27 protein-coding genes and 2 pseudogenes are annotated in these 25,606 nt (G+C 72.1%); 15 read left to right on the forward strand and 14 right to left on the reverse strand.

Annotated elements, in window-relative coordinates; genetic code table 11:
• Window positions 1-138: 138 nt before the first annotated feature.
• The 3 genes and pseudogenes from ACZ6Z8_RS29125 to ACZ6Z8_RS29135 all read right to left on the reverse strand — a co-directional run bounded on the left by ACZ6Z8_RS29125 (window position 139) and on the right by ACZ6Z8_RS29135 (window position 1,633).
• On the reverse strand, window positions 139-705 hold the full coding sequence (locus tag ACZ6Z8_RS29125; RefSeq protein ID WP_465613001.1) for a restriction endonuclease: 567 nt from the start codon (window positions 703-705) through the stop codon (window positions 139-141).
• 228 nt (window positions 706-933) lie between these two features.
• Window positions 934-1,080, reverse strand: a pseudogene (locus tag ACZ6Z8_RS29130) (DoxX family protein); the annotation flags it as partial.
• Between the two features lie 58 nt (window positions 1,081-1,138).
• Entirely contained in the window at window positions 1,139-1,633 is a 495-nt protein-coding gene (locus ACZ6Z8_RS29135; protein ID WP_465613002.1) for a cupin domain-containing protein, read from the reverse strand.
• Window positions 1,634-1,713: 80 nt separating this feature from the next.
• Between ACZ6Z8_RS29135 and ACZ6Z8_RS29140 the strand changes: the two genes are divergently transcribed.
• Window positions 1,714-2,565 carry a LysR family transcriptional regulator gene (locus ACZ6Z8_RS29140; RefSeq protein WP_465613003.1) on the forward strand — a complete coding sequence of 284 codons (852 nt, stop codon included), beginning with the start codon at window positions 1,714-1,716 and terminating at the stop codon, window positions 2,563-2,565.
• Between the two features lie 151 nt (window positions 2,566-2,716).
• Here ACZ6Z8_RS29140 and ACZ6Z8_RS29145 read toward each other — a convergent pair whose 3' ends face one another.
• Entirely contained in the window at window positions 2,717-3,007 is a 291-nt protein-coding gene (locus ACZ6Z8_RS29145) for a hypothetical protein (RefSeq protein ID WP_465613004.1), read from the reverse strand.
• Window positions 3,008-3,124: 117 nt separating this feature from the next.
• Complete coding sequence (locus ACZ6Z8_RS29150) at window positions 3,125-3,850, reverse strand: SDR family oxidoreductase (protein ID WP_465613005.1); 726 nt, start codon at window positions 3,848-3,850, stop codon at window positions 3,125-3,127.
• Between the two features lie 320 nt (window positions 3,851-4,170).
• Here ACZ6Z8_RS29150 and ACZ6Z8_RS29155 point away from each other — a divergent pair, with 320 nt between their 5' ends.
• Window positions 4,171-4,959, forward strand: coding sequence for an MBL fold metallo-hydrolase (locus ACZ6Z8_RS29155; RefSeq protein WP_465613006.1), 789 nt, complete (start codon window positions 4,171-4,173; stop codon window positions 4,957-4,959).
• A gap of 27 nt (window positions 4,960-4,986) precedes the next feature.
• On the opposite strand, the gene ACZ6Z8_RS29160 is transcribed toward ACZ6Z8_RS29155, so the two are convergent.
• Window positions 4,987-5,553, reverse strand: coding sequence for a carbonic anhydrase (locus ACZ6Z8_RS29160; protein ID WP_465613007.1), 567 nt, complete (start codon window positions 5,551-5,553; stop codon window positions 4,987-4,989).
• Window positions 5,554-5,955: 402 nt separating this feature from the next.
• A complete protein-coding gene (locus tag ACZ6Z8_RS29165; protein WP_465613008.1) occupies window positions 5,956-8,397 on the reverse strand; it encodes a helicase-associated domain-containing protein in 2,442 nt (813 codons plus the stop codon).
• A 519-nt stretch (window positions 8,398-8,916) separates the two neighbouring features.
• On the opposite strand from ACZ6Z8_RS29165, the gene ACZ6Z8_RS29170 reads away from it, so the two are divergent.
• Window positions 8,917-9,876, forward strand: coding sequence for an alpha/beta hydrolase (locus ACZ6Z8_RS29170; protein ID WP_465613009.1), 960 nt, complete (start codon window positions 8,917-8,919; stop codon window positions 9,874-9,876).
• Window positions 9,877-9,887: 11 nt separating this feature from the next.
• On the opposite strand, the gene ACZ6Z8_RS29175 is transcribed toward ACZ6Z8_RS29170, so the two are convergent.
• Both ACZ6Z8_RS29175 and ACZ6Z8_RS29180 read right to left on the reverse strand, forming a co-directional pair.
• Window positions 9,888-10,259, reverse strand: coding sequence for a fic family toxin-antitoxin system, toxin component (locus ACZ6Z8_RS29175; protein WP_465613010.1), 372 nt, complete (start codon window positions 10,257-10,259; stop codon window positions 9,888-9,890).
• Window positions 10,256-10,408 carry a hypothetical protein gene (locus ACZ6Z8_RS29180; protein WP_465613011.1) on the reverse strand — a complete coding sequence of 51 codons (153 nt, stop codon included), beginning with the start codon at window positions 10,406-10,408 and terminating at the stop codon, window positions 10,256-10,258. Before ACZ6Z8_RS29180 ends, ACZ6Z8_RS29175 begins: the two co-directional genes overlap by 4 nt.
• A 221-nt stretch (window positions 10,409-10,629) precedes the next feature.
• Here ACZ6Z8_RS29180 and ACZ6Z8_RS29185 point away from each other — a divergent pair, with 221 nt between their 5' ends.
• The 4 genes from ACZ6Z8_RS29185 (at window position 10,630) to ACZ6Z8_RS29200 (ending at window position 15,308) form a co-directional block, all read left to right on the forward strand.
• Window positions 10,630-11,217: an SMI1/KNR4 family protein gene (locus ACZ6Z8_RS29185; RefSeq protein WP_465613012.1), complete on the forward strand. Its 588-nt coding sequence runs from the start codon at window positions 10,630-10,632 to the stop codon at window positions 11,215-11,217.
• Window positions 11,218-12,106: 889 nt separating this feature from the next.
• Window positions 12,107-13,210: a bifunctional DNA primase/polymerase gene (locus ACZ6Z8_RS29190; protein ID WP_465613013.1), complete on the forward strand. Its 1,104-nt coding sequence runs from the start codon at window positions 12,107-12,109 to the stop codon at window positions 13,208-13,210.
• Window positions 13,207-14,907, forward strand: coding sequence for a DNA primase family protein (locus tag ACZ6Z8_RS29195; protein ID WP_465613014.1), 1,701 nt, complete (start codon window positions 13,207-13,209; stop codon window positions 14,905-14,907). The genes ACZ6Z8_RS29190 and ACZ6Z8_RS29195 overlap by 4 nt, the downstream gene beginning before the upstream one ends.
• Entirely contained in the window at window positions 14,904-15,308 is a 405-nt protein-coding gene (locus tag ACZ6Z8_RS29200; protein WP_030556097.1) for a DUF6009 family protein, read from the forward strand. The genes ACZ6Z8_RS29195 and ACZ6Z8_RS29200 overlap by 4 nt, the downstream gene beginning before the upstream one ends.
• Before the next feature lie 76 nt (window positions 15,309-15,384).
• On the opposite strand, the gene ACZ6Z8_RS29205 is transcribed toward ACZ6Z8_RS29200, so the two are convergent.
• On the reverse strand, window positions 15,385-15,921 hold the full coding sequence (locus ACZ6Z8_RS29205; RefSeq protein ID WP_465613015.1) for a hypothetical protein: 537 nt from the start codon (window positions 15,919-15,921) through the stop codon (window positions 15,385-15,387).
• Window positions 15,922-16,207: 286 nt separating this feature from the next.
• Here ACZ6Z8_RS29205 and ACZ6Z8_RS29210 point away from each other — a divergent pair, with 286 nt between their 5' ends.
• Complete coding sequence (locus tag ACZ6Z8_RS29210; RefSeq protein WP_465613016.1) at window positions 16,208-16,633, forward strand: HIT family protein; 426 nt, start codon at window positions 16,208-16,210, stop codon at window positions 16,631-16,633.
• A gap of 61 nt (window positions 16,634-16,694) precedes the next feature.
• On the opposite strand, the gene ACZ6Z8_RS29215 is transcribed toward ACZ6Z8_RS29210, so the two are convergent.
• On the reverse strand, window positions 16,695-17,102 hold the full coding sequence (locus tag ACZ6Z8_RS29215; protein ID WP_465613017.1) for an Imm7 family immunity protein: 408 nt from the start codon (window positions 17,100-17,102) through the stop codon (window positions 16,695-16,697).
• A 1,107-nt stretch (window positions 17,103-18,209) separates the two neighbouring features.
• Here ACZ6Z8_RS29215 and ACZ6Z8_RS29220 point away from each other — a divergent pair.
• The 5 genes from ACZ6Z8_RS29220 (at window position 18,210) to ACZ6Z8_RS29240 (ending at window position 21,933) form a co-directional block, all read left to right on the forward strand.
• Window positions 18,210-18,662: a DUF6210 family protein gene (locus ACZ6Z8_RS29220; RefSeq protein ID WP_465613018.1), complete on the forward strand. Its 453-nt coding sequence runs from the start codon at window positions 18,210-18,212 to the stop codon at window positions 18,660-18,662.
• An 87-nt stretch (window positions 18,663-18,749) separates the two neighbouring features.
• On the forward strand, window positions 18,750-19,220 hold the full coding sequence (locus tag ACZ6Z8_RS29225; RefSeq protein ID WP_465613019.1) for a hypothetical protein: 471 nt from the start codon (window positions 18,750-18,752) through the stop codon (window positions 19,218-19,220).
• Between the two features lie 409 nt (window positions 19,221-19,629).
• On the forward strand, window positions 19,630-20,256 hold the full coding sequence (locus ACZ6Z8_RS29230; RefSeq protein WP_465613020.1) for a hypothetical protein: 627 nt from the start codon (window positions 19,630-19,632) through the stop codon (window positions 20,254-20,256).
• An 894-nt stretch (window positions 20,257-21,150) separates the two neighbouring features.
• Complete coding sequence (locus ACZ6Z8_RS29235) at window positions 21,151-21,597, forward strand: hypothetical protein (RefSeq protein ID WP_465613021.1); 447 nt, start codon at window positions 21,151-21,153, stop codon at window positions 21,595-21,597.
• Window positions 21,598-21,693: 96 nt separating this feature from the next.
• Complete coding sequence (locus ACZ6Z8_RS29240; RefSeq protein ID WP_465613115.1) at window positions 21,694-21,933, forward strand: hypothetical protein; 240 nt, start codon at window positions 21,694-21,696, stop codon at window positions 21,931-21,933.
• Here the strand turns inward: ACZ6Z8_RS29240 and ACZ6Z8_RS29245 are convergent.
• The 3 genes and pseudogenes from ACZ6Z8_RS29245 to ACZ6Z8_RS29255 form a co-directional block, all read right to left on the reverse strand.
• Window positions 21,928-22,086 (reverse strand): annotated as a pseudogene (locus ACZ6Z8_RS29245) (IS630 family transposase); the annotation flags it as partial. The gene ACZ6Z8_RS29240 and the pseudogene ACZ6Z8_RS29245 overlap by 6 nt on opposite strands.
• Window positions 22,087-22,355: 269 nt before the next feature.
• On the reverse strand, window positions 22,356-22,691 hold the full coding sequence (locus tag ACZ6Z8_RS29250; protein WP_465613022.1) for a transposase: 336 nt from the start codon (window positions 22,689-22,691) through the stop codon (window positions 22,356-22,358).
• A gap of 131 nt (window positions 22,692-22,822) precedes the next feature.
• Complete coding sequence (locus ACZ6Z8_RS29255; RefSeq protein WP_465613023.1) at window positions 22,823-23,164, reverse strand: VOC family protein; 342 nt, start codon at window positions 23,162-23,164, stop codon at window positions 22,823-22,825.
• A gap of 705 nt (window positions 23,165-23,869) precedes the next feature.
• On the opposite strand from ACZ6Z8_RS29255, the gene ACZ6Z8_RS29260 reads away from it, so the two are divergent.
• Together ACZ6Z8_RS29260 and ACZ6Z8_RS29265 are read left to right on the forward strand one after the other, a co-directional pair.
• Window positions 23,870-24,418 carry a P-loop nucleotide/nucleoside kinase family protein gene (locus ACZ6Z8_RS29260; protein ID WP_465613024.1) on the forward strand — a complete coding sequence of 183 codons (549 nt, stop codon included), beginning with the start codon at window positions 23,870-23,872 and terminating at the stop codon, window positions 24,416-24,418.
• 481 nt (window positions 24,419-24,899) lie between these two features.
• Entirely contained in the window at window positions 24,900-25,487 is a 588-nt protein-coding gene (locus ACZ6Z8_RS29265; protein WP_465613025.1) for a DUF6939 family protein, read from the forward strand.
• Window positions 25,488-25,606: the final 119 nt, after the last annotated feature.

Genomic DNA, 25,606 nt, shown 5'->3' on the forward strand with positions numbered 1-25,606 from the left:
CCCGCCCACCTCCCGCGCTCCGCCCTACGGAGCACGGAGCACCGCCATGCCTCCTCGACATGCTGCCCCTCGTTCCTTGTCGTCGAAGGCGGCTCGCCATCCCGGCGCTCAGGCGTCCGCGACCTGTTCGGCACGGGTTCAGGACCAGGGCGGAACGCCCGTGCCCTCCGCCCACAGGGCGAGTGCCCGCCGGTCGACGGCCCTGATGCCGACCTGGGCGCAGAAGGCGGCCGCGGCCTTGGTGAACGAGCTGGTGGTCACCACGGCGGCCAGGTCGCAGCGGTGGACGTCGCGGTAGGTGCCGTTGACCCTCTGGACGTCCTGCGAACCGACGAAGGTCCGCGGGCCGTACCGCTTGGCCTGGATCAGGATCCGCCGGCCGGTGGGGGTGGTGGCCAGCACGTCCGCCGCCAGGTCCCCGGCTCCGCCGACCACCGAGACCTTCGTGCAGCCGTCCCGTCGGCACAGGTCCGCCAGGGCGTGCTCGAACGCCTTCGGGCTCATCGTCAGGAACGGCCCGATGTGCCGCAGCTGCGCCGCCCGTACGTCCAGCTCCCGCCGCCGCGCCCGTACCCGCGAACGCAGCACGGCCACACCCGCCCCCGCACCGACGGCCAGCAGGCCGGCCACCAGCACCAGGTGCTGAACCAGCCAGTGCACCACCACCGACAGCACCGCGAGCCCGACCACCGCGGCGATCCCCACCAGCAGCAAGTTGTCCCCGGCCCGCCGCGCCCAGCGGGCGGCACTGCGCGACCGACGCCGCCGAACAGGCCTGCGAGCCACGGCATTCCCCCCTCACACCCCGGTGTCCGTGCGAGCGTAGAAGCCCCCGCCACCCAACCGCCGCCCCATCCTGCCGAGTTGTCCGGAACCCGGCGCCCCTACGGCCGGGACCGCGCCGGTCGCCGTTCCCCTCCTCCGCGCGTGGGGTCACAGCCCGGTGGCGAGCCGGACGGTCACGGCGGCGGTGACGACCAGCCCGGCGTTGAGGGCGATCCGGCGGTCCCCGCCCGTCAGGTGGACGGCGATCGCGCCGGCCTGCAGGAGTACGAGGCCGGCGGCCGCTGCCGACGCCAGTGGAAGAGCGCGAGCGGTCCCGCGACGGTCCAGTAGAAGATGTCCATGGTTCCCGGCCTCAGACCGGGTCGTCGGCGGGCTCGGTCGCGTAGCGGCTCATCGCGTCGAGGTTGGCCCGGGGGGTCAGCGGCCGGCCGCCGTCGAGCGCCTCCTGGAGGTCCCGGAAGTACTGCACGTACAGGTCGGGGGTGAAGGTGCTGAGCATCACGGCGGGCTGGTCGGTCGGGTTGGCGAAGGTGTGCGGGGTGCCGGGCGGGACCACCACCAGCGTGCCCGCGGGGGCGTCGTGGTCCTGCTCCCCGACGGTGAACCGCACCGTGCCGGAGAGGACGTAGAAACCCTCGTCGTGCCGGCCGTGGCGGTGCTGCGGCGGTCCCTGGGTGTGCGGGGCGAGGACGGACTCGGCGATCGCGAGGCGGTGCCCGGTGTGGCTGCCGTCCTCCAGGACGCGCATGCGCGTGGTGCCCAGAACGATCGTCTCGCCCTCGCCGGGGCCCACCACCGACAGGGCGGGACCGGTCTTCGGCTCGCTGCTCTTCGTGTCTTCGGTCATGCCACGAGTCCACCGCCACGGGCCCGCCGGCGTCCAAGACCCGTTCCGCGCCCCCGATACCCCGTGGGTATCGTGGCAGTGTGGAGCTACGCACCTTGCGCTACTTCGTGGCCGTCGCCGAGGAACTCCACTTCGGCCGGTCCGCCACCCGGCTGCACATCAGCCAGCCGCCGCTGAGCCGGGCGATCCAGCAGTTGGAGGCCGAGGTCGGGGCCCTGCTGTTCACCCGCTCGCCCACGGGGGTCACGCTCACCGCGGTGGGCTCGGTGCTGCTCGACGAGGCGCGAGCCCTCCTGGAGCACGCCGACCGCGTCCGGGTGCGGGTGAGCGCGGCGGCCGGCTCCGCGACCATCACCGTCGGCATCCTGGGCGACGGCACCGACCCGGGTGTGGCCAGGCTGGCCGCCGCCTTCCGCCGGAACCATCCCCTCGTCGACATCCGCGTCCGCGACACCGACCTGACCGACCCGACCTGCGGGCTGCGCGCCGGACTGGTCGACGTCGCGCTGACCAGGGCGCCCTTCGACGCGACCGCCCTGACGGTGCGTGCGCTGCGGGCCGACCCGGTCGGCGTGGTCCTGCGCGCCGACGACCCGCTGGCCCGCCGTGACGGGCTGCGCCTGGCCGAGCTGGACGACCGCCGCTGGTTCCGGTTCCCGCCGGGCACCGACCCCGTCTGGCAGTCGTACTGGAACGGCGGCAAGCCGCGCGAGGGCCCGGTGGTGCGCGCCGTCCAGGAGTGCCTGCAGACCGTGCTGTGGAACGGCACCGTCGGCCTGGCCCCGCTCGGGCACGAACTGCCCGCGGAACTGGCCGTGGTGCCGCTGGTCGACATGCCGCCGAGCCGGGTGGTGGCGGTGTGGAGGGAGGGCGACACCAACCGGTTGGTCCGGTCCTTCGTCAGGACCGCGACGGCCGCCTACGGCCGCTGAGCGGCTCGGCGCACCAGCGGCAGGAAGAGCATGTCGACGATCTCCCGCATGAGGGTCAGGACGTCCTCGCGCAGGCTGCCGGCGTCGGGGGCGGCCAGGACGTTCTCGTGCAGGACGTGGGCGAGGGTCGCCCCCTACGACCGGCCCCCAGTCAGTCGCCGACGAACCACAGGTATCGGTGCGTCCCCCGCTCGACCACCCCGCACAACGCCCGGGCCTGCCCGACCCAGTCCCCGCCGCACGCGTCCGGCAGCCGGTCGAGTTCCGCCAGCAGCAGCGGTACCTGCCTCCGGTTGAAGACCGCGTCCCCGTACGGCGTCAGTGCGAAGAGCATCGGGAACAGCGCCGGATCCAGCTCGGCGAAGGCGGCCGTCCACTGCACCCCGGTCTCGGCCCGAGCCACCACGTCCCCGCCGTCATCACGCACCTGCAGGTTGATCATCCGCCGAGGCTAGCGGCGTCCCGCGCTCCTCAGCGAACGAAACCGACGGCCACGGCCGCCGCGTCCCCGGCCGTGGTACGGCGGGCCGGCCCGCCGAAGCCCTGGTGCCGGCGCCGTTCACGCGTGGATGTCCCAGTCGGCGGGCAGGCGGAGCGTCTCCTGCGCCTGCTCGGCGAAGTCCGGGGCGGCGACCTGGGCGATGTAGGCGCCCACGGCCTCGCCGGACAGCCAGCGGAGGTCGACCGGGGTGTCGGCGGGCCAGCGGGCCGTGACGATCGGGGTGAGGATCGCGATCTCCTGGACGCGCACCGCGTCGCCCAGTTCGGCCGCGAAGGTGCGCAGCAGCATGCTCTGGGCGGCGTCCGTGACGCAGACGGGACCCGCCGACGGCACCGGCTTGAGCGCGGCGATGCCGTTCAACGCGAGGTAGACCGCCCCGGGGCGCCCGTGCAGGACGGGCAGGAAGGCCTGCGCGGTCAGGAAGTGCGCGGTCAGGTTGTCGCGCAGGATCCGCTCCCACGTCTCGTACGGCACCTCGGTGAGGGGCAGGCCCTCCCACCAGCACCCGAGCGAGGCCACCACGCCGTCCGGCGGGCCGGCCTCGGCGATCACCCGGTCCCGGAGCTCGCCGACGCCGTCCGGGGTGCCGAGGTCGCCCACGAGCGTGTGCAGCCGGGGCAGGTCCTCCGGGGCCAGTTCCGCGCGCAGCGCTCGCAGGCGTTCGGGCGAGCGGGACGGGACCACGACCCGGTGGCCCTGGCCGAGCAGGGCGCGCGTCACGCAGGTGCCCGCCACTCCGGCTCCGCCGGCGACGACGTAGGTCCGTGCGCGCATGACCGACATCGGCTACTTCCCTGGGTGCCCGAACTGCCCCGACAGGAGCCCTGCCTAGCACGGGACGGGCGCGGCCGGACGCCTCCGCCCCGCCACCGCACCCGCCGTCACCCGATCGGGCAAGCCTTCCCCGGTGGCCCCGCCTTCCCCAGTCGCGCCGCCTTCCCCCGATCGGGCAAGCGTGCCCCCGATCGGGCAAGCGTGCCCCCGATCGGGCAAGCGTGCCCCCCGATCGGGCCCGCGGGCTGTCGCGCCCGTTCGCGCCGTGCTGAAGGTAGAGGGTGACCACGGAGAGCGGGGCGAAGGCTTTCGTCTGTGTACGGTGCGGGGTGCAGTACCCGCCGTCGACCGACGGGCCGCCGGCCGCGTGCGGCATCTGCACGGACGACCGCGAGCACGAGCGACCGGGCGGACAGCGCTGGACCACCCTCGACGAGCTGAGCGCCGCGGGCCACCGCATCGTCTGGGAGGAGATCGAGCCGGGGGTCCACGGGCTCCGGGTCGCCCCCCGCTTCGCCATGGGGCACCGGGCGATCCTGCGGTGCACCCCGCACGGCAACCTGCTGTGGGACCCGCTGCCGTTCGTCGACGACGAGACCGTGCGGCGGATCGCCCGGCTCGGCGGGGTGGACGCGATCTCGGCCAGCCACCCGCACTACTACCACTGCCACGCGGAATGGAGCCGGCGCCTCGGCGGCGTCCCGTTCCACGTCGCCGCCGAGGACCGGCCCTGGCTCTTCCGTCCCGCCGAGACGGTGCGGTTCTTCCACGACCGGACCAGCCCGTTCCGCGGAGTGCAGATCCTCCGCTGCGGAGGCCACTTCCCGGGCTCGTCCGTCGCGCACTGGAGCCGCGGCGACGGCGACGGGGGATGCCTGCTCACCGGGGACACCATCGAGGTGCTGGAGGACGGGCGGCACATCGCCCTCATGTACAGCACCTGCCACTACCTGCCGCTCCCGGCGCACGAGATCGAGGCGATGATGCGCACCCTGCGCCGGTACCGGTACGACCGCATCCACAGCGACTTCCACTCCGTACGGCACGACGCCGCCCGGCTGGTCGAGGCGGCGGCCGCCCGCTACCTGGGCATCCTGCGCGGGACGGACCGGCCGTAGGGCGGTGCCCGGTCCCCCGCCGAGCGGTCAGGGTGCCCCGGACAGGACCTCGACCGCGCCGGTGTCCAGCGAGTAGTAGGCGCCGACGACGGCGAGGGAGCCCTTGGCCACCAGCGGGGCCAGGTCCTGGTTGGAGCGCAGGTCGGCCGCGGTCAGCGTGACCTGGGCGCGGGACATGGTCTCGACCGGGTCGGCGCCGCCCTCCCGGACCGTCTGGTCGTACGCCGGCCGCAGGGCCTTGGCGATCGCGTCCAGGTTGCCGGGCAGCGGCTTGCCGTCCCGGAAGGACTCGTAGGCCGCCTTGACGGCGCCGCAGCGCTGGTGCCCGAGGACCACGATCAGGGGGGTGCCGCTCGTCATGGGCCCGTACTCGACGGAACCGGTGACCACCGGGCCGACCGCCTCGCCGCCCGTGCGCATCACGTACAGGTCGCCGAGACCGGTGTCGAAGAGCGGCTCCGGCGGCACCCGGGAGTCGATGCACGACAGGATCGACCCGAAGGGCTCCTGCTCCTGGGCCACCAGCTGACGCCGGTTCGGGTCGCGGTCGGGGTGCTTGAGGTCACCGCTGACCCAGCGCTTGTTGCCGTCCATCAGCCTCGTGAACGCCGCGGCGGGCGTGGTCGGCCGGGCTTCCGACGAAGCGCTGCCGCCCGTGGGCGAGGCGGGAGAGCCGGGCGGGGCGGGCGAGTCCGCCCTCGTCGTCGTACACCCCGCGAGCGCCACCGCGGCGCTCGCCAGCCCGCCGGCGAGCAGCGCTCGACGACTCGGGCGATCGGCTCCCTGCATCGGTTCCATCCCCTCACTGCCACCCGGACCCGTCGTCCGGGGTCCGGATCAGGCCGATTGTTCGGCCTGGTCCGGGCGCCGGGGCGGCAGGCGCAAGCGGGCGCGGGCCACATTGCTGCGGACGGCCCACAGGACCCGCCACCCGTCGGGGTCAGCCCGTCCGGCGGCCAGCCATCCGGCGGCGGCCCGGCGGCGGCCCGGCGGCGGCTAGGCGGGCATCACGCCGTGGATGCGGGAGATGGTGAACACCCGGGCGTCCTCGCGCAGGTGGCACCAGGCGTTCAGGTAGGGGGCGTCCAGTTCGAGCCCGCTGAGGGTGCGGACCGTCGCGTCGCCCGAGGTGGCGACGTACTCGATCGTGACGGCCCGCCGCTCGTCGACGGCGTGGGCCAGCTGGCGGACGTCGGTGAAGGTCAGGTTGCGCGCGTGCCCGGCGATGATCTCCTCGGTGTCGCTGGCGTACGGGCGGCCGTCGTACGGGTCGGGCTCCGCGATGTCCTGCGGGGCGTCCTGGAGCCGGACGGCGAGGGCGCGCAGGTCGACGGGCGTTCCCGCGGTCGCGGTGCGTGTGCCCGTCGGCCGCGCGGTCGTCTGACGCGCGGTCGTCTGAGGCGCTCGGGAGCTGGCGCGGGACGGGCGCGGGAACGGGACCGGGTTCGCCGCGCGGTGGTGCGGGGACCGTTCGATCCGTACGGTCCCGTCGGGCTGCTCGGCGACGGGGGCGTAGCCCGCGGCACGCAGGGCGGCGAGCGTCTCGTCCGGCGGGGTCCGGCTGATCAGCACCGTCGGCGCCAGCTGCCGCAGGCCGAGTGGGGCGAGCTTGCGGTGGGCGGCCAGTTCGGCGAGGAGGGCGGGCTCCTGGCCGTGGATCACGCAGGCGGCGGCGACGACGCGCACCCGGCCGTGGCGGCGCGCGGTGTCCTGGATCAGGTAGGAGAGGGGCTGGGGAAGCCGGTCGACCGCGGCGACGACAGCCAGGTCGGCCGTGAGGGCGTCCGGGGTGAGGCCCGCGTCGAGGGCGCGGCGCACGCTTGCCGGGCTGAACCGCCAGACGGACGCCGCGCCGACGCTCTCCCGGTCCGCGACGGAGTCCAGCAGGGCGGCGAGGTCGGCTGACGGGGTGCCGGAGACCACGGCCGTGAGGTCGCTGCCGAAGCGGGCGGTCCCGGTGGCGGCGGGCAGCAGCCGTCGGCAGGCATCGGCCACCGCCTCGGTGTCCCGGGCGTCCTGGGTGTCCAGGGTGTCCAGGGTGTCCCGGGCGTCCCGGGCGTCCCGGGCGTCCTGGGTGTCCCGGGCGTTCAGGGCGTTCAGGGCGTTCAGGGCGGCACCGATCGGGGACAGGACCCCGAGGGCGAGCGCACCGAGCAGTTCCGCCTCCCGGATCAGGGTGGCGAACGGCGTGGCGTCCTGCGGGAGTTCGTCGGCGAGCGGGCGGAGCCACCCGAGCAACGCCCCCAGGTCGGCCGGGTCCGCCGCGCCCTCGCCGGCCGGAAGCCTCGCCGCGGCCGCGAGCAGCCCGTGCCGGGCCTGGACGCAGCCTCCGCAGGGCTCGGTCCCGGCGAGCGCCGGCACGGCCTTGCCGTCCTCGTCGCGGCCGGTGCCCGGGGTCCGCGGGAGCTCCCACCACGCCCGGAGCAGCGCGGCGACCCGGTCGGCCGGTTCCTGGGCCGCCCAGGTGTCGTAGGCGGCGGTCGCCGCGATGCGGTCGCCGTCCCGGGCCAGCAGCCCGGCCGCGCCCGCCGTCTCCAGTACGAGGCGCACCGGGAGCTCCTCGCACTGCGCCGCCCTGCCGATCCGGGACAGTTCGCGGGCGCCGATCCCGCCCGACTTGAGCCGGGTCGGCGGAGCGGCGGCGCAGACCCCGAGGACGGAGGTGGCGTGGGCGTCGAAGGCCATCGCGGCGGCCGCGGCCTCCCGTTCGACCTCCGGGGCGGTCACGGGCACCGATCGCACCCCGGGCGGGCCGGGCGTGAACGGGGCGTGCCAGTCGGGGCCGCGCAGGGCGAGTGCCACCTCCGCGGGCATGCGGGCGGGCCCGTACCGGTGGCGGTCCTGGATCAGCAGCCCGCGCTCCAGCGCCCAGCGGCTGCCGGGCTCGGAGGCGTCCAGCAGTCCCCCGAACACCACGAAGTCCAGCCGCTCCGGAGCCTCGTGCGCCCGCCGCCGGAGCAGTTCCCGGGTGGCCGCGGGCGCCTTGGCCACCAGCGCGGCGACCCGGTCCGGATCGCTGTGGTGGCCGACCAGCGCGGCCAGCCGCTGCTGCTTGTTGTTGGCGGCCGGCTTGACGCCGAGCTTCACCAGCACGCGGGCCAGCTCGTCCGAGGTGATGTGCGCCACGAGTCGGGCCAGTGCCGCGTCCAGGCCCAGGGGCGTGCGCCAGGCCGACCGCAGCGGCCCCGCCAGGTGCAGCAGGCCCTCGCCGTCCGGCCACACCAGCGCACGATCGGCCAGCTCCTCCAGCACGGCGGCCAGTCCGCGGGCCCGTTCCCCGTCCCTCGCGTCCAGGAGGCCGGCCAGGTCGTCCCGGGACCGTGACCGGGGCTCCAGGGCGGCGAGGGCCTCCGCCACCTGCAGGCACGGCAGCGTCAGCCGGGGCAGCGCCAACGCCACCGACGCCGGACGCTGAAGACGGTCCGCCAGTTCACCCACCGACCGCGGCTCCGGAGCCGCCACCGCATCCGGGCGCGCCGCCAGGACCCGCTCCAGCGCGGACGCGTCCAGACCGCGCAGCCGTACGGCCAGCGCCGATCCGCTCTTCTCGCCGATGGGGACACCTCACCGTGTTGGGACGAACGGCAACCCGCCCACGAGAGCGGCCGGGAACACCAGGATGGCCCACCGCAGGGGGTGGTCGCGACCACCCTGGACACCGCCGAGCCGGCGGTGCTACGGCACGCCCCCTTCGCTCACTTCCTGCGCTCACCCCGGCCGCTGGGAGTCCGTGCGAACGGCGGAACCGGGTGGGTCTGCTCCCCCGTCCACTACGATGATCGTTTTTGCTTGGGCCGGCCAATCGGGGGAAACGGGCCGACACCTGACCACCGCCCGCCCGCCCGCCCTCGCGCGCGCCCGGCCAGGCCACCACGTGGCCGTTGCCGCTGCTACCGCCGGTCCTCGGCCGCGCACACGAAACCGAACGGCGAACCGAACGGCGAAAGGCCGACGCACATGACCGCACACACCAGCAGCACCACTGAGCCGCCCTCGGCGGATCCCGACGGCCGCGCGCTGTCGCGCCGGCGCCTGCTGCGGATCGGGGCCGGCGTCGCGGGCGGCGGCGCCCTGCTCGGGGCCGCCGCCGGGGGCGGAATGCTCGCCGGGTGGCTGCCCGGCGGGGTGACGCTGAAGAAGGCGCTGGGAATGACCGGGACGGACGGCACGGTGCCGGACGTGGTTCCGGGGCCCGTGCGGGTCGAGAAGGTGCGTTCCGCGGCGCGGGGCCGGGAGGTCACGATGGTGACCATGCTCCCGCCCGGTGCCGCGGCGAGCACGAACCTGCCGGTCTGCGTCCTGCTGCACGGCCGCGGCAACGACGCGCAGGGCATGGTGGCGCTCGGGGTTCCGCAGTTCCTGGCGGCCGCGGTCGGGAGCGGCGTGCCGCCGTTCGCCGTCGTCGCGGTGGACGGCGGCGACGCCACGTACTGGCACCGGCAGACCCCCGGCGGCGACGACCCACAGGCGATGCTCCGCGAGGAGCTCCCCGGCTGGCTGCACGCCCGCCAACTGCCCACGCCGCGCGCCGTGACGGGGATCTCCATGGGCGGCTCGGGCGCCCTGCAGTACGCCGTAGGACGCACCCAGGCCGGCCGCAACCTCGACGCCGTGGCGCTGCTCAGCCCGGCCGTCTTCCGTACCTGGGCGGACGCCCGCACCACCGGCGGGTACGCCGACGAGGCGGACTGGCAGGCCCACGAGCCGACGCTCCGTCTGGACCAGCTGCAGACCGGCGCCCTCGGCGTGTGGTGCGGCCAGGAGGACCCGTTCTGCCCCGCTGCCCGCCAGGTCGCGCGGCAGGCGCGGGCGCGGGTGGGGCGGTTCCCCGACGGGGAGCACACGGACGGCTTCTGGCGGCGGGTGATGCCCGACGCGATGTCGCTCCTCGGCCACGCGCTCGCCACCGTCGCCTGAGCGGAATGCCGTCAGCGGTACCAGGTGCGGATGACGGCAGCGGCCTCCCGGACGTCGGCGTGGCCCGCGCGGATGCGGGCGGCGAGGTCGACGGCCTGTTGGGGGTCGGCGGTGACGATGACGCCGGAGGCGCTGAGGTAGGCGGCGGCGACCACGGCGGCGAAGTGCTCGTTGGCGGACTCCAGGGCGGGGACGCGGATCAGCTGGTGCATCAACGCGGCTGCGCGCTGGTTCACGGCCTCGTAGACGGGGACGCCCATGACCTCGTCGGCGTGCCGGGCGACGGCGGCGGCGAGGGTGCCGTAGTCGGTGACGTCCGGGTCACCGGGTACGAACTGGTGGGCGATGTCGAGCAGCCAGGCCCGGTCGATCCGCAGGATCATGCGGCGTCCGCGGTGGCGTCGCGGGCCGGGAACGGGACCGAGGCCTGGGCACAGGCCGGGGCACAGGCCGGACAGGGGCGGGACTCCGGCTCGAAGACCGTCCTCCGGGCCGGCGCGGCGTTCTCCGGTCGCGCGGTCAGCTGCGTCATGTGCGCGAGCGTAGCGGTGTGTAGCAAGTGCTACCAAAGCGCGGTGGAATCCGGCTCGTTGGGCGGGAGCCGCGGAGGGCAACCGGACGACGCGGCGGATGCGGGCGACCCGGGAACCCTCTCCCCCGCCGTCCTGGAACGCCTTGCCGCCCCGGGGCGGGCGTACGCCGGGGCAAAACGCGCCCGCCGTCCTGTCACAGCGCTCTGGGAGGCTCTGGCTCATGATCGATCTTCCCCGTACCGGCATCAGCCCGGTGTTCGCCCCGGTGAACGAGTCCTGGAGCGTCATCGACGCCTGGCTGGCCGAGTTCGCGCCCGTCAGCCTGGCTGACCTGCGCCCGCCCGCGACGGCCGAGGCCATCGCACGGGCGGAGGAACAGCTCGGCCTCCCGCTCCCCGCCGACCTGCGCGAGTCGCTGCTCTGCCACGACGGTGACAATTCGTACCTCACCGTCCTGCCCTGCGGCCCGCTGTACTCGACGGAGCGGATCGCCGAGATCCGCGACATGCGGATGAGCATCTGGGACGCCGATGACCCGGACCAGCAGGACTCCCCGTGGTGGGGTGCGTTGTGGGTTCCGTTCGCGGGCAGCGACGGCGACGAGCACTTCGTCGACGCAGGCCCCGGCCCCTGGCACAACCACCTCGGCCGGGCCGCCCACGACGAGGCCGCCCACTTCACCGGCTGGCCGAGCCTCGCCGCATGGCTGCACCACGTCGCCCAGGCGATGCTTCATCACGACGACCATGGCTGGGTCGGGCCGGCCTACCGGCCGATGCTGCCCGGCGACGGGACGGTCGACTGGTAGGACCGGTCGCCGCAACACCGTCAGGTCGTGGTGAAACGGCGGGCCTACGGTCGCTCCGGCCATCGGTTCCGCCGGGCTCCTGTCGAGGCGGTCCGGGGGCCGGAGCGACCGTAGGCGAGGAGACCCGGCCGGGACCGTCCTGGGACCCGGGCGGCGGAGGTGACCTCATGTCCGGGCCAGAGTCGCTTGGGTCGCTTCGGTAGCTGGTCCTACGGGTCGGCGCCCTGGTTTCCAGGCGCGGACGGCTTCCCGTCCGGCGGGCAGCGACCGAGCGACCCGAGCGACCCGAGCGACTGAAGCGACCCAAGCGACCGAAGCGACCCAAGCGACCGAACCAGCGGCATGCACCCCGCCCTGACACGCGCGACACGCCGACGGCCGGGCCCCCAGAGACTCAGTCGCTTTCGGTCGCTGGGCTTCAGTCGCTGGGCAAAACCCCAGGTCAGAGCCTATGCACTCACCCAAACAGCGACCCAAGCGACTCAAGGTCGGGTATATGAAGACATTCCCGTGTGCGTGTGCGCGTTATAGACCCGGGCTTCAGTCGCTTCAGTCGCTGTTTGCTGGGAAAATCGGCTCCGACCTGGGGAAACGCCGCTGGACCGAAAACAGCGACCGAAGCGACTCGGTCGCTGCCGTGGCGTTCGGTCGCTCAGTTTCCCCGCAAGTACCGGCAGTCCGGGACCGTATGTGCTCGCTCGGCTAGTCTGTGTGAGCTATCTTCTGGACTTCGGTCGCTTCAGTCGCTGATCTGGCACCCTCCAGTGCCCTGACCTGGCTTTTTGCCGTCAGCGACTGAACGAGCGACTCGAATCCGGGCAGCTACTCAGCTACCGAAGAAGCTGAGTGGGAGCTGCAGCAGCTACCGAACTAAGGGGAAGGGACCAGCGTGACGGCGCCGAAGGCCGTGGGGAGCGACCGAACGGAGCGTCAGCCGGACGCGCTTGCGGTCGCGCGCTGGTGTGCCGCCCAGGGGTGGCCCGTCCATCCGCTGGCACCCGGGCGTAAGACCCCGCCGGCGAACTGCCAGCCCTGCCAGGACTTCCCCCACTCCCCCGCCGACTGCCCGTGCCCCCGGGTCGGTCGCTGGTGCCACGGCTTCCACGCCGCCACCACCGACCAGGACGTCATCGGCGCCTGGTGGCGGGTCAACCCCGGCTTCGGCACCGGAGTCGCCTGCGGCCCGGCCGGCCTGGTGGTCATCGACGTGGACAGCCACCCGGCCGACGTCCCCGCCCGGGACCGGATCCTGCCCGGGATCCCGATCCACGACCGGGTCGACCTCGACGGCCTGGAGAACGGCTACCACACGCTCGCCCTGCTGGCCGCCCTGCGCAAGGCCCCCGACCCCTGCACGGACACCGGAACCCTGCGTGTGCGCACCCCCTCCGGTGGTCTGCACATCTGGTACCGCGACGACGCCCACCACCGCTTCACCTGCTCCACCGGCTCCTCCACCGGCCGGGCCCTCGCCTGGCAGGTCGACGTCCGCGCCCACGGCGGCTACATCGTCGCGCCCAGCACCGTCACCACCAGCGGCACCTACACGCCGCTGCCCGGTGCCACCGTCCCGGCCCCGCTCCCCCGGTGGCTCGCCGAGGAACTCGTCCGCACCGGCCACCTCAAGGACCGCCCCCAGCAGTCCGGCAGCCCGCTGCCGGCCGTCCCCGACCGGGCCCGTCAGGCCGTGGTCGCGGCGGGCGGCGGGCGGCGCGGCGCCGAGAAGGTCCTCGACACCGTCCTCCAGGACGTCACCGACTGCGCCACCACCCCCGAGGGAGCCGGGTTCACCGGCAAGCTCAACCGCGCCGCCTACACCGTCGGCGGCCTCGTCTCCGCCGGACACCTCACCCACGCCGCCGCCGAGCAGCTGCTGACCGACGCCGCCCGCACCGCCCGTCCCTCCCAGGACCGGCAGAACTCCGCCGTCATCCGCTCAGGCCTCGCCGCCGGGGGCCGGCAGCCCCTGCACATCGGGAGGGCGCGAGGATGAGCGACAGCCCCCGCAAGAGGACGGTCTTCGATCCCGTGGCCGCTGCCCAGCAGATCCTGGAGTACCCGCCCGTCCCCGGGCCCGCGCAGGCTCCCTGGCACGGTACGGCCGTCCAGGAGAGCCTCCTCGACGCGCCCGTCGCGCCCTCCCCCGCCGCTGCCCCCGGTCCCGGTCCTGGCGTGGGTCCCGGTCCCGGCGCGGGCCCCGGCCTGGCTCCGCAGGGGCCGGTCCAGCCGTTCCACGGCGGCGCCCAGGAACCGCTGACCGCTCCGGTCCAGGCGGGCTCCAAAGCCGGCCCACAGGCGAGCCAGCACGGCCTCCTGCCCGACTCCCTCTCCGACCGTGGCAACGCCAAGCTCTTCGTCCACCTCTACGGGCGCGACTACCGCCACGTCCCCGGCATCGGCTGGTACCGCTGGGCCACCCACCGCTGGCAGCTCGACGAGGACGACACCGTCCTGTGGGCCGCCGGCGAGATGGCCGAGAGCATCGCCACCCACGACGCCCGCGGCTTCTACACCAACACCGACCTGCGCCGGCACCGCCGCCGCGCCCTGTCCACCTCCGGCATGAACGCCATGCTCGCCCAGGCCAAGTCCGCCCCCGGCATGGTGCTCAACGCCGCTCTGCTCGACGCCGACGCCTACGCCCTGTGCACCCCCGGCGGCGTCGTCGACCTGCGCACCGGCGCCATCGTCCCGCCCGACCCCAAGGTCCACCACCACTCGCGCTCCACCACGCTCGCCCCCGCCCGGATGCCCACCCCGCGCTGGGACCGCTTCCTCACCGACACCTTCGGCGACGACAAGGAAGGCCGCCAGACCCGCGACTTCCTCCACCTGCTGCTCGGCTACTCGATCAGCGGCGACGTCGGCGCCCAGGTCATGCCCTTCCTCTACGGCCAGGGAAAGAACGGCAAGTCCGTCCTCCTGGACGTCATGATCCAGCTGCTCGGCGACTATGCGGACGCGGCCCCGCCCGGCTTCCTGATGGCCAAGACCTTCGACGGCCACCCCACCGACCTCGCCGAACTCCACGGCCGGCGCATCATCGTCTGCTCCGAGCTCAAGCCCGGCGACCGCTTCGACGAGGCCCGGGTCAAGCTCCTCACCGGCGGCGACAAGATCAAGGCCCGCCGGATGCGCCAGGACTTCTTCTCCTTCGAGCCCACCCACAAGCTCTGGCTGCTCGGCAACCACCGCCCCGAGGTCGGCACCGGCGGCTTCGCCTTCTGGCGCCGCATGCGCCTGATCCCGTTCGAACGGGTCGTCCCCGAGGAACGCAAGATCGACAACCTGGCCCACGTCCTCGTCGCCGAGGAGGGCCCCGGTATCCTCGCCTGGCTCATCGACGGCGCCCGCCGCTACTTCGCCGGTGAGAAGGACCTGGCCGGGCCCCAGGCCGTTCAGACCGCCACCACGGCGTACGCCGAGACCGAGGACCACGTCGGCCGCTTCCTCAAGGAGGCCTGCGTCACCGGGGAGGGCATGCGTGCCGAACAGTCCCAGCTCTTCGGCGCCTACACCCGTTGGTGCGGCTTCGAGGGAGCCAATCCCGTATCCGGCCGCGCGTTCGCCGCACGAGTCCGCGAGACACTGGGTATGACCTCTCCCAAGGAGATGGTCCTGTCCAACAGCCGCAAGTACTACCCGGGCATCGGCCTGATCACCGACGACACAGAGGAGCAGAACGCGTGAGCGCGCTGATCGACCCGGCCGAGCTCGCCCACGAAACCGACCTCGTCTGGCTTGAGGACACCACCGACCTCGACTACGTGCGCCAGTCGCTCGACCGTCTCACCACCCGGCGCGGCCGCCCGGCCTACCACCGCGACGGCCGCATGGTCGGCTACGCGATCCTCGGCCCCGACGCCAAGTCCTCCCGCGCCTCCGGCACCTTCCGCCGCCGCGTCTTCTGGCTGCTGCCCCACGACCGTGACCAGGACCCGGACGGCCTCTACACCACCGGCGCCCCCTCCGAGGCCGTGGACCCGCGCACCGTCGCCCCGGGCGTCAAGGGCTACAAGACCGAGCGCTCGGAGGGCGGGCCGGCCTCACCGGCCATGCTCGAACTGGGGATAACGCTGCCGAAGGCCTGAGGGCCCCGGAACCGTGCAGGGGCGACCAGGGAGTCCTGGTCGCCCCCGCACAGGTGCCCCGTCGTCGGCGGCGCGGCTACTTCTGGAGTGCCGGTCGGCCGGACAGGAGGCTCTCCAGGAACTGGCCGCCGCTGCGCTCGGGGACGGGGACGCTCCGGGGCTTCGAGGGCTTCGAGGGCTGCGAGGGCTTCGAGGGCTTCGAGGGCTGCGAGGGCTGCGAGGGCTTCGAGGGCTGCGAGGGCTTCGAGGGCTGCGAGGGCTGCGAGGGCTGCGAGGGCTCGGGGCGGGTCCGCAGGACCTGGGTCCGCGCTTCGGTCCGTTCCTCCGCCCGCCTCTCGGTCCGTTCCTCGGTCCGTTCCTTGGGATGCTCCTCGGGCCGTGCCTCGGCCCGGCCCGAGACCATGACACCGAGGGCATCGGCGATACGGGTCATCGACTGGGGCTGCCCGGGCTGCTCCTCGACCGTCACTGCTGCCGCCGTGCCCGGCGTCGTACCCACCGCAGTACCCACCGCCGTACCCGTCGGCGCAGCCGCACCGCGAAGCCGACGGACCTCCGCCTCCAGCGTCTCCAGGCGCGCCCGCAGGTCGTCCAACTCGCTCTTCTTCCCCATGCTCCAGGACCCTCCCCGGCCGTTCACAGCCCTCTGACGTGCTGTTCCAGCCTATCCGGGCCCCTCCCCCGGCCCCACGGCCGTCCGGTACCTCCGCGTCGCCGACGAGGAACCGCCGCACCGTCCGGCGAAGCCAACAGGCCGTGAACGTCCTGAGCTGTGCCCCGGACTGGAACGCCGGGCACTGGTCAGCCCCGGCCGCTTCGTTGTCCGCAGAACCGTAGGTCGCCAGCCCCTTCCCGGGCGCCCGGCAGTCGCGTTCTCCACCTGTGGCAGAGTCATCCGGATGTCGTGCCCCTTCTGCCGGATCATCCGAGAGGACACCGCCCACTGGGTGGCCCGGGGACCGTCCACCTGCGCGTTCACCCCTCTCGACCCGCTCGCCCCAGGGCACACCCTGGTGGTGCCGACGGCTCACCACGCCGATGTCTTCGACACCCCCACCGACGTGCTGGCCGAGACCGTCGACCTGGTTCAGCGCGTGGCAGGCGCCATGCGCTCCGTGTTGCGCGCAACCGGCGTGAACATCCTCAACGCGAGCGGTCCGGCATCGGAGCAGTCGGTGCGGCACCTGCACTTCCACGTCGTTCCGCGCTGGCCGGACGACGGCATCTCCACCTGGCCGGCCGGGCGGTCGCACCACCGGCTCGCCGACGACCCGGCGACACGACTCGCGGCCGCACTGACCGCTGAGAAGCACCACGGCAGCTGAGCCGGCGCGCATCCCCCTTCTCCGCAGGGGGTGGCGGCGCGCCGGCGTGTCCGCTGCCCGGTCAGCCGTGGAAGGGATCCTCAAGGACGGGGACGCAGGGCGACAGCATCGGCTCCGCGTGCTCACTGACCTCGCCCCGGACCATCCGGAGGACGTAGACCTCGTTCTCGTGAGCCGGGTCCTCGTCATCGCGCACGTGCAGCAAGCCGTACGAAGCCGACGCGTGGCGGCCGACCTCACGGAAGAAGTCGAGGACCTCCGGATCGCGGCGGTTCGGCTGGCCCCCGAAGTGGAGGAACAAGGCGCCGTTCATCCGGCGCAGGTCCAGGAGGCAGGGGCTCGCGATTTCCTCGACCCGCCGACGAACGCCTTCCGCGATGACGTTCAGGCGGTCCTCTTCGAGGCGGATGTCCTCGTCATCGGCGCCGACGCTCTCCAGGACGTTGATCCAGCCGTGGTACTCGAACACGGGTCGGCAGCCTACCCCGCCGGAGCCGACCTGGTGCGGCTTCTCCCTACGGAGCAGCGGCTGCCAGCCCGCCACGGTCGAGCAGCTCGTGGAGCCGTGCGACGGGCAGCGACGGGCAGCGACGGGTTGGCCGCGGCGCCCTCGGCCAGCTCCGGGTCCTCGAGGAGGGACGACACCAGCCCCAGCGGAGCAGCGGATTGGCGGCCGCCGCCCGACGGACCCCGGGGTCGGGGTCGGACAGCAGCCGGACCGGCGGCTCGGCGAGGCCGCGGTCGGCGGCGGCCAGGGCGCGGACCTCCGGGGCGGCGTGGTCGAGGAGGTGCGCACTCGGCCGGGTGCCCGAGCGCCCGGCCGAGGCGGCGCGCTGAGGCCAGGTGCGCGGGAGCGGCTGCAGCCGGGCCGGGCGTGTGCTGGTTGGAGGCGAGCGCCCAGAGGTTGCGCGCCCCTACGCGAGGCACCGCTCGGGCCACGGCCCGGGAGACGGCGTAGTTGACGAGCAGCCCGGCCCGGTGGTGGCAATCGGGTTCCGGCAGGTCCGCTTCCATCGCCGCCGGATCCAGGATCCGGCTGTTCTCGCGCGCCGCCTCCGACACCGCCGGGTCCGGGTGGGCCGGGAGCGCCTCGCACTGTGCGGGGGTGAGCCACAGCCACAGGCTCGCGGACTGTGCCCGCAGCTCCGGGTCCGGGTGCTGGAGCATCCCGCGGCGGAACGACTGCGGGATCTGCCTGGATGACGCGAGCTCCTGCTCGATCTCGTCGGCGGTGAGCCGCTGTTCCGACCAGTCGTCGTTGCGGGCCGTCAGCAGCGTCTCCAGGACGTCGTCGGGGAGGGGTCGGCCACCTCCAGGCGCGGACGAGGGCCTGCGGCGAGGCCCGCGCGGACGAGCGAATCCGGGTCGCCGACCAGCCGCCCGCGCTGTGGATCAGGAAGCGGCCAGGCGAGTCGGGGCGTCGGTCCGCCGGATTTTCCGCGGAAAATTCCGGAGCCCGGTGGGGCCGATCTGGCTGCTGCGGGGCGCCCACCGAAATCCAGTGGTCGTGCGGACTTCGTTCGGGGTTCGATGGCCCTGCTGCCGATCACCCCGACCCACAGCGGAGACCGACCTGATGACGGACCAGCCTCCTGGCGCGACGACGGCGAAGCGCTACGTCTACCTCGACCCGGACGGGTGCGGCGGCGGCTGGATGTTCGTCATCGTGGCGGCTCCCACCGGCGTCGTCTACCAGAACCAGTGCGGCGGCTACGCCTGCGCCCAGTACGAGCAGGAGGGCTACCTCGTCCCGCTCTACGGAACGGATCTGGACGAGGACATGAAGGAGATCTTCGTCGGCGAGCTGAAGGGGTGGGGCATGCGTGGCCAGGAGTGGTCGGCCAAGGTGCTCGACCGGCTGCGGGCCGCCGTCGATTCCCTGGGGGTGTACGGCTCCGGCCGCAGCGACGATCTCTACCCGCCGTCGCTGATCCTCGACGAGTCCCGGCTCTCGGAAGCGGCCGAGGCCTGGATCCCGGTCATCACGCCCGATGGTCCCGGCGTGCTGGTCTGGGAGAACTCGGACTAGCCAGCTGACCAAGGAGCTGTCCGGCCGATCACTGGTCGGTGCGCACGGTCCACGGCGGTTGTCTGCGCGATCCCATAACCTGCGCCCATGACCACCGAAGAGTATCTCTCGACCATTGACGCGTTGGCCGTGCAGCCCTTCCCGGAGGTGACCTATGTCGACGCCTCCGGGGACGGTGGACCAGAGCATCATGTGCGCGAGCTGCGGGTCAGTCGGGAGTTCTGGGATGACGACGACGGGCAGGCCTGGGTTGAGGCCGAAGCCGACCTGCAGGCCTGCCTCGACGATCTGGCGGCACGCCTGACGACGCGGTGGGGTCATGCGTTCGTCGTGGACCTCGGACCGTATCTGAGTGCGGGTTGCGAGGGAGAGCCGGCGCCCGAGCCGCTCGACTACCTCAGCCAACAGGCCGTGTGCATGCAAGTGTGGCCGCTTCCCGACCGCGGTCGTTGGCTTGCGCTGGCGATTGGCCAGGCCGACAAGGAGCTGCCACTCATCCTGTTCGCCGCGGTCGGGCGGGCCTCGACACTCGACTTGAACACGAGTGGCCGGTCATGAGCGGAACCACACGATGACGGCTGCAGCGGAGACAGTGCCGAGTGTCGGCAACGGGTGAAACGAGGGCCACGGACGGCGGATCAAATCTGCGGCAGATCGCGCCAGTGGACCTCGGTCCGCACTCGGTGCAAAATCCTGTCGATCATCTGGCGGCGGTCGCGCCATCGCCCGCACCGACCATCGCTGATGGGCAGGAACGGCCGCAACCGTCCCACGCCGCGTCCGACAGATGACCGCGTTCACCCCGCCCCATACGCGGGACAACGATCCGACCAGGTGACAGTCACATGATCGACCGGACCTCTTGGTCGTCGGCCGACCGATTTTCCGCGGAAAATTCCAGAGCCGCAGAACCGCGGTCGACATCGCCCGCCCGCCCGCTCCCCAACTCCGCCGATGGCGTGCTCCCATGGCAGAGCATCCGTACGGCGACATCCGCATCGAGACGCCCGAGCCCGGCGCTCTGGTCCGCAAACGCCTGCACATGTTCTTCGGGGCTGGACCCGGTGACCTGGAACTGGGGGCGAACATCCTCGCCGCTCTGGGCGATGACCTGCTCCACCCGGCGAACGCGGTATCCCCGGCGCACAGCCTGCAGGCCCGCATCGACATCACGGGTGACCGTAGCCTGACCGTGTCGGTGGACCAGCCCCACGACTCGGAAGCATTGGGCCTGCCCGCCCTCGGCCCGTCCGATTCCCTGCTCGGCAGCGAGTGGTGGTCCCTGTCCGCCGTCGCAGCGTTGTCCGCTGCGGTGACCGTCGAGCTGTGGTGGGCCGGACGGGGATTCCGGCAGAACTGTGAGGGCCTTCGACCGCTCAGCGGCGTCCAGGAGTTTCAGCCGCCGACGGGTAGCGGTAGACGGGTGAGTTTTGCCCTTGACTCGGCGCACATCGGATCCGGCGTCGTCCTTCCCACCGAGTTCGGGAGCTTGGACCTGCACGGCCCGCTGTGCTCGGCGTCTCCCGGCCCGGGCTCGCTCGTGATCCAGGACCACCGGTCCGGCTCTGCGGCACGGGTCGTGCGGTATCACTGACCACTCCCCCGGCGGCTCTGTGGCGTGGAGCCTTCGATTTTCCGCGGAAAATTTGGCGGTGGTGTCGGCTGTCCATGCCGGTTCCTGGGATCGCCTGGTGGTGGAGATGGGGACCAACTGGGGCTGGCGAAGGGTTGCTGGGGAGGGAGCGCGCCGGGGTGACGTGGGGGAGTGGCGCGAGCAGATCGCCAAAGCGGAGCAGCCGCCCCCTGAGGGGACGTCGATCGTGTTCCCGAGCTTCTGGAGCGCGTCGAGTGCGAGGACGATCTCGGCGAGTGGGCGGAACTCTGATACCGGCAGGACGGTGAGGGCCTCCGGCCGTTCAGCGGTATCCAGGAGTTTCAGCCGCTGGCCGGCAGCGGCACGCGGGCGAGGTCTGTCCTCGACCCCGCGCACATCGGATCCGGGGTCGTCCTCCCCGCAGAGATTCGGGACCACTGGTTCGGCTCTGCGTACGGGGCGTGCGGCACCACTGACCACTCCCTCGCGGTCTCGCCGGACTCTCTAATAGAGCCTTCGAATTTTCCGCGGAAAATTGGGCGACGGTCTCAGCTGCCCGAGCTGGTTCCAACGATCGCTCGGTGGTGGAGATGGGGATCAGCCGGGTTGGCGAAGGGTTGCTGGGGAGGGAGCGCGCCGGGGCGACGTGGGGGAGTGGCGCGAGCAGATCGCCGAAGCGGAGTCACCCCAGCCGCCCCCTGGCGATCGCGTGTCGATGGGGTGGACTGGACCCAGAGGCTTCTTGATCCGCCGTCCGTGGCCCTCGTTTCACCCGTTGCTGACAGGCGGACGCCTGATCCCCCGGTTGCACCTGCGCAGACCCGTGCTCCAATGGCATCGCACGCCCGAAGCCCGTCCGTTGCTCGGGAAGGCCGAGCCTTGAACGGAAGTGATATGACCGAGCAAGGGACCGCAGGTGCCTTCTACCTCAGGTACTGGCAGCCGACCGACCAGGTGGAGATCGGCTGCCACCTCGCAGACGTCGCCGAGGTCGTCGCGCACGCTGACCGGGCCGCGCAGGTCTACCGCGCGGAGGGGGCCGATTGTCTGGCTGGCGTCTCGCTGTGGCGGGGCGCCGACATCCCGGAGAACTCGTTCAGCATCGCCATCGGTCCAACGCGCTGGGCCATCGTCCACACCGACGACGAGTTCTTCCAGACCGTGACGCGAGGCCCGCGAGGCCCGGAGCGCACCCGGCAGAGGGTTCGCTTCGACGATCTGCTGGAGATCCCGAGCGGCTGCTTCATCGACAGAGCGCTCGCGGTTGACACGGTGTCGCTGTGGATGACCGAGGATGCGCTGCTGCCAGCCGCAGGCTTCTCCGACGACCTGTTCGGTTAGGTCTGTGCGGGAGCAGGGACCGTCACCAGCCCACTGGGCAGCGTCCCGACGTCACCTAAATCGAGTTACGACCATCGTCACAAGGCAGGCGAAGTAGTGATTGAAGACCACCTTGCGAGGGCAGTGCTCTCAGCCATTATGTTGCTCGACCATTCATCGGCCGATGAGATCGATCGCGATGTTGCTTCTCAAGGGCTTGAGAACATCGCATCGGACCTGAGCTCGATGAACGAAGAGGAGCGCCAGGAGTTCAGGCGCGTGCTCGGTCGCATTGCCGAGGAAGAGCCCGAAGACGCACCGTACATCGATGCATTGCCCAACCTGTTGGGCTGGTGAGATCGGGTCCGGCCCTTCGAGCACCTCGGCTTCGCCTTGCTCCGGCCAGGCCCGGCACCATCGCTCCACGGATCGATCGCTCACCCGTGACGCGTCGGCGCTCTCGCGGTTCCTCTGGCCGCTCTTGAAGCGTCCGACGGCCTGCAGCCGCACCTATTCCCTCGCGGCCCTCCCAGCGTCGGACAGCCTGCCGCCCTGTGCATACCTCACGTCAGAGGTTTACCGGAGTAGCCCAACCCCGTCCGGCCCGCCTTATCGGCCCGCCCCCGGTTCGGGCGCTTGCGCGGCCTGCCGGCCCCCAGCCGGGGAACCCGGATGGCTTCCAGGACGGCTCGAACTGCGGGGAGTCGCCCGCTGTCCGGCCGTGATCATCACGGACAAGGGCTTCTGCCCTTGCTCGACCGTGAGGTGGATTTTGCTGGTCAGTTCGCCGCGCGAGCGCCCGAGGCCGTGGTCGGTCGGCTCGACGAAGATCCCGCCGGGCGGTTCCTTCTGGAGGTCCCCTTTGCCGCTCCAGCGGCGTGCTGGTGGGCTCGGCAGACGGTGGAATTGACGTTGACGTCCCAGGTGATCAGGCCCTTCGCGTCCGCCTCGGCCTGGAGCTGGGTGAGGATCCTCGCCCAGTCACCGTCCCGCTGCCACCGCTGAAACAGGTCATAGACCCGGTCCCACGGCCCATAAAGTTCGTGCACGACCCGCCAGGGAGCACCGGTCCGCGTCCGCCGCCTATGCCGTCTATCAACTGCCGCCGCGTCCACACCCGCGGACGGCCCGGCTTGATGCCTCGCGGCAGCAGAGGCTCAAGCCGGGCCCACTGGCCGTTCGTCAGATCCCCACGTCCCACAGGACGTGATCACCGACAAACAAGATCCACTGTCGCAACAGGACCCTAGTGGACGCAGAACTCGTTGCCGGCCGGGTCCCGCAGCACAGTCCAGGTGAGGCCCGGAATAGTGTGCTCGCCGACGACGCTCGCACCCAGAGCGACCAGCCGCTCCACCTCCGCAGCCAGGCCCGTGCCGGGCGCAGCGGCGAAGTCGACGTGTACACGGTTCTTGCCCCGCCGCTCTTCGGCCACGCGCTGGAAACCCAGTGCCAGAGGCTGCGCTCTGACGATGACGAAGTCGCCGTGGTCCTGGACGATCTCGCCTCCCAATGCAGTGGCCCACCACTGGGCCAGCTCCTGCGGTTCCGCACAATCCATCGTGATCATTACTGCTGCCAGACTCATGATCGTCACCCTAACCACGACCACTGACAAGCATCAGCACGAGCCGTTCGCAGAACTCCAGCCAACGACCGTCGAAGAGGCTTTCGACGCACTCGGGTGGCCGTGACCAGCACTTCCACAACAGCTCCTAGCCGCCCGAGGTGACGATCGCCATCGGTGACTACAGGCGCTACTCGGCGATCCGGGACTGGAAACCCGGGGGACGTCGACCGGTACGACCCACGGCTGCTGTCCTCCGAGGAGTTCTCGGGGATTGGCCGATGGATGCGCGAGACCCTTGTCCGGGCCGGGCAGGAGACGCTCGTCGGCGGGACCACCCGTCTCTGCGGTGACGCCGAATGCGCACGCTGCGCCAGGGTGTTCAACGTCGCGGGCGAGTACCCGTTCGCCAACCGTCCAGGCTTGTAGTGGTTGCCGGTTCCGACGTGAGCGTCAGTGACCGTTCCTGCGACCGACCGATTTTCCGCGGAAAATTTCTGACCGGGGCCGGCTGCAGGCCCGGGGGCCGTCCGTTGACAGGCTCGGATTTTCCGCGGAAAATTTCGCGGCTCCACGACGACCGGTGGACAGCTCGGCGGCGGAGCCGTCCACCGACCGCGGTGTGCCATCGTGCTGTCGTGCTGTCGGAGGCCCGTCCGCGTCTCCGTAACCCCCGGTGGGTTCGAGGCGTTCGCCGGGAGAACTCCGACGAAAGCGAGATCGCCCGTGACCGTCTACTGGATCAACGGCCCCTTCGGCGGTGGCAAGACCACCTTGGCGACAGCCCTTCGTCGGCACCTGCCCGAGTCGGTCCTGTTCGACCCGGAGACGGTCGGCTACATCCTGCGCGAGACCTTCCCCGGCAAGCGCGAGGACTTCCAGGACTTCCCGGCCTGGCGCTCCCTCGTCGCCGAGTTCGTCGTCCGCATTCAGGAGGAGAACGAAGGTCAGCCGGTCGTCGTCCCGATGACTCTCCTGAACCACTCCTACGCGAGCGAGATCCACGACCGCATCCGCTCCGCCGCCATCCCGCTGGTACACCTCTTGCTCCACGCCGATTCCGACACGATCAGCGCTCGCATCGAGAACAGCGTCGAGTACCCGGGCGACGAAGGGCGCAGCGAGAAGGTCCGCGTCTTCCGCCGCAGGAAGGCATCGGTCTACGCCGACGCCTACGCCCGGTGGCTCACCACCGAGGCCGAGGTCATCGACACCACTCACCTCGACCCCGCGCAGGTCACGGAACGAGCCCTGGGGATCATCGGGGCGTGGTGAGCACCTCCGCGCGCGGCCCGAACCTCGTGCATGCACACCCACTGCGCCCCTCGGGGCACAGGAGCTCTCCACGTACGAGTTCAGCACCTGACCCCCGCAGGCGCGGGGGAGGAGAGGTGCTGGTGCCGGTACCCAGCCGGTCGGGCGGTCGGGGCCGTGCCGCGGCGGACGTGGTCCGGTGATCAGTACGGCGGTGGCTCGTGCGATCGCCGTCCTCTCTGGGGCGGGAGGAGTTCCGTGGAACTGGTGAGGGGCGCGCAGGATGAACCCTGAACCAAGCCCGGTTCGTGTGGCCATCCGGTGGGTCGAGCCTGACGGCGACCCAGGAGGGGGAGCCAGAAGGGGGAGCAGAGGCGGGAGCCGTGCCCCTGGCTGATGCCGACGTCGCCCGCGCCGCCAGCGCTCACCGGTTCCACGGACGTCGGATTGTCAGTGGCATAGGGGATGCTCGGTGGTTGTTGCCATCAACTAGGGGGCCTCAGTGTCGATCCGTATTGCCAGCCGCCGCCGCGCGATGGCGTCGTTGGCCGCGGCCTTCCCCGGTGCCGAGATCATCGACGTGACGTCCAAGGCAGCGGAGCCGTGGGTACGGCTCAGCCCGTTCTACCCGCACGGCGGTATTCCGGTTCCCTTCTCCGACGGCGTGACCAGCCAGTCCGTGGAGGGGATCTGGCAGGCCCTCAAGGTCTTCGGCGATTCCGACGTCGACCCCGCGAAGCTCGGAGTCACCACGATGAAGGGTCTGAAGCGGACGGTTCGCCGGTACGGTCCCGTCCGTGGCCATCGAACCGGGCTGGACGGCGACCGGCTGCTGTCCTACGAAGCCGCTCGGCGCCGGATCTACCTGCCGGCCTACCGGTGGATCCTTGAGCACCGGGTCGCCGACCTGGTCGAGCAGCTCAGGACCAAGGACGATGTCGTGCTCCTGGACTACACCACCAACGGAGACGTCACCGATCCCACCAGCCCGCTGTCCCACGCCGCGCTCATCCAACTGCACATAGAAGGGCGCTGGCCCGCCGAAGACCACCGCGAGGCTCCGGGCAGCCTCAGCCGTCGGAGCTCATGACCGCTCCGAGGTCGAGCCAGCAGGGCCCCACCGATTTTCCGCGGAAAATTTCCCGACCCGGGCCGTGCGCCGGACCCGCCGCCCGGGCACCAGAAGGTTGCGGCCGGATCCGACACGGC

Source organism: Kitasatospora sp. NPDC101108, assembly GCF_055584725.1.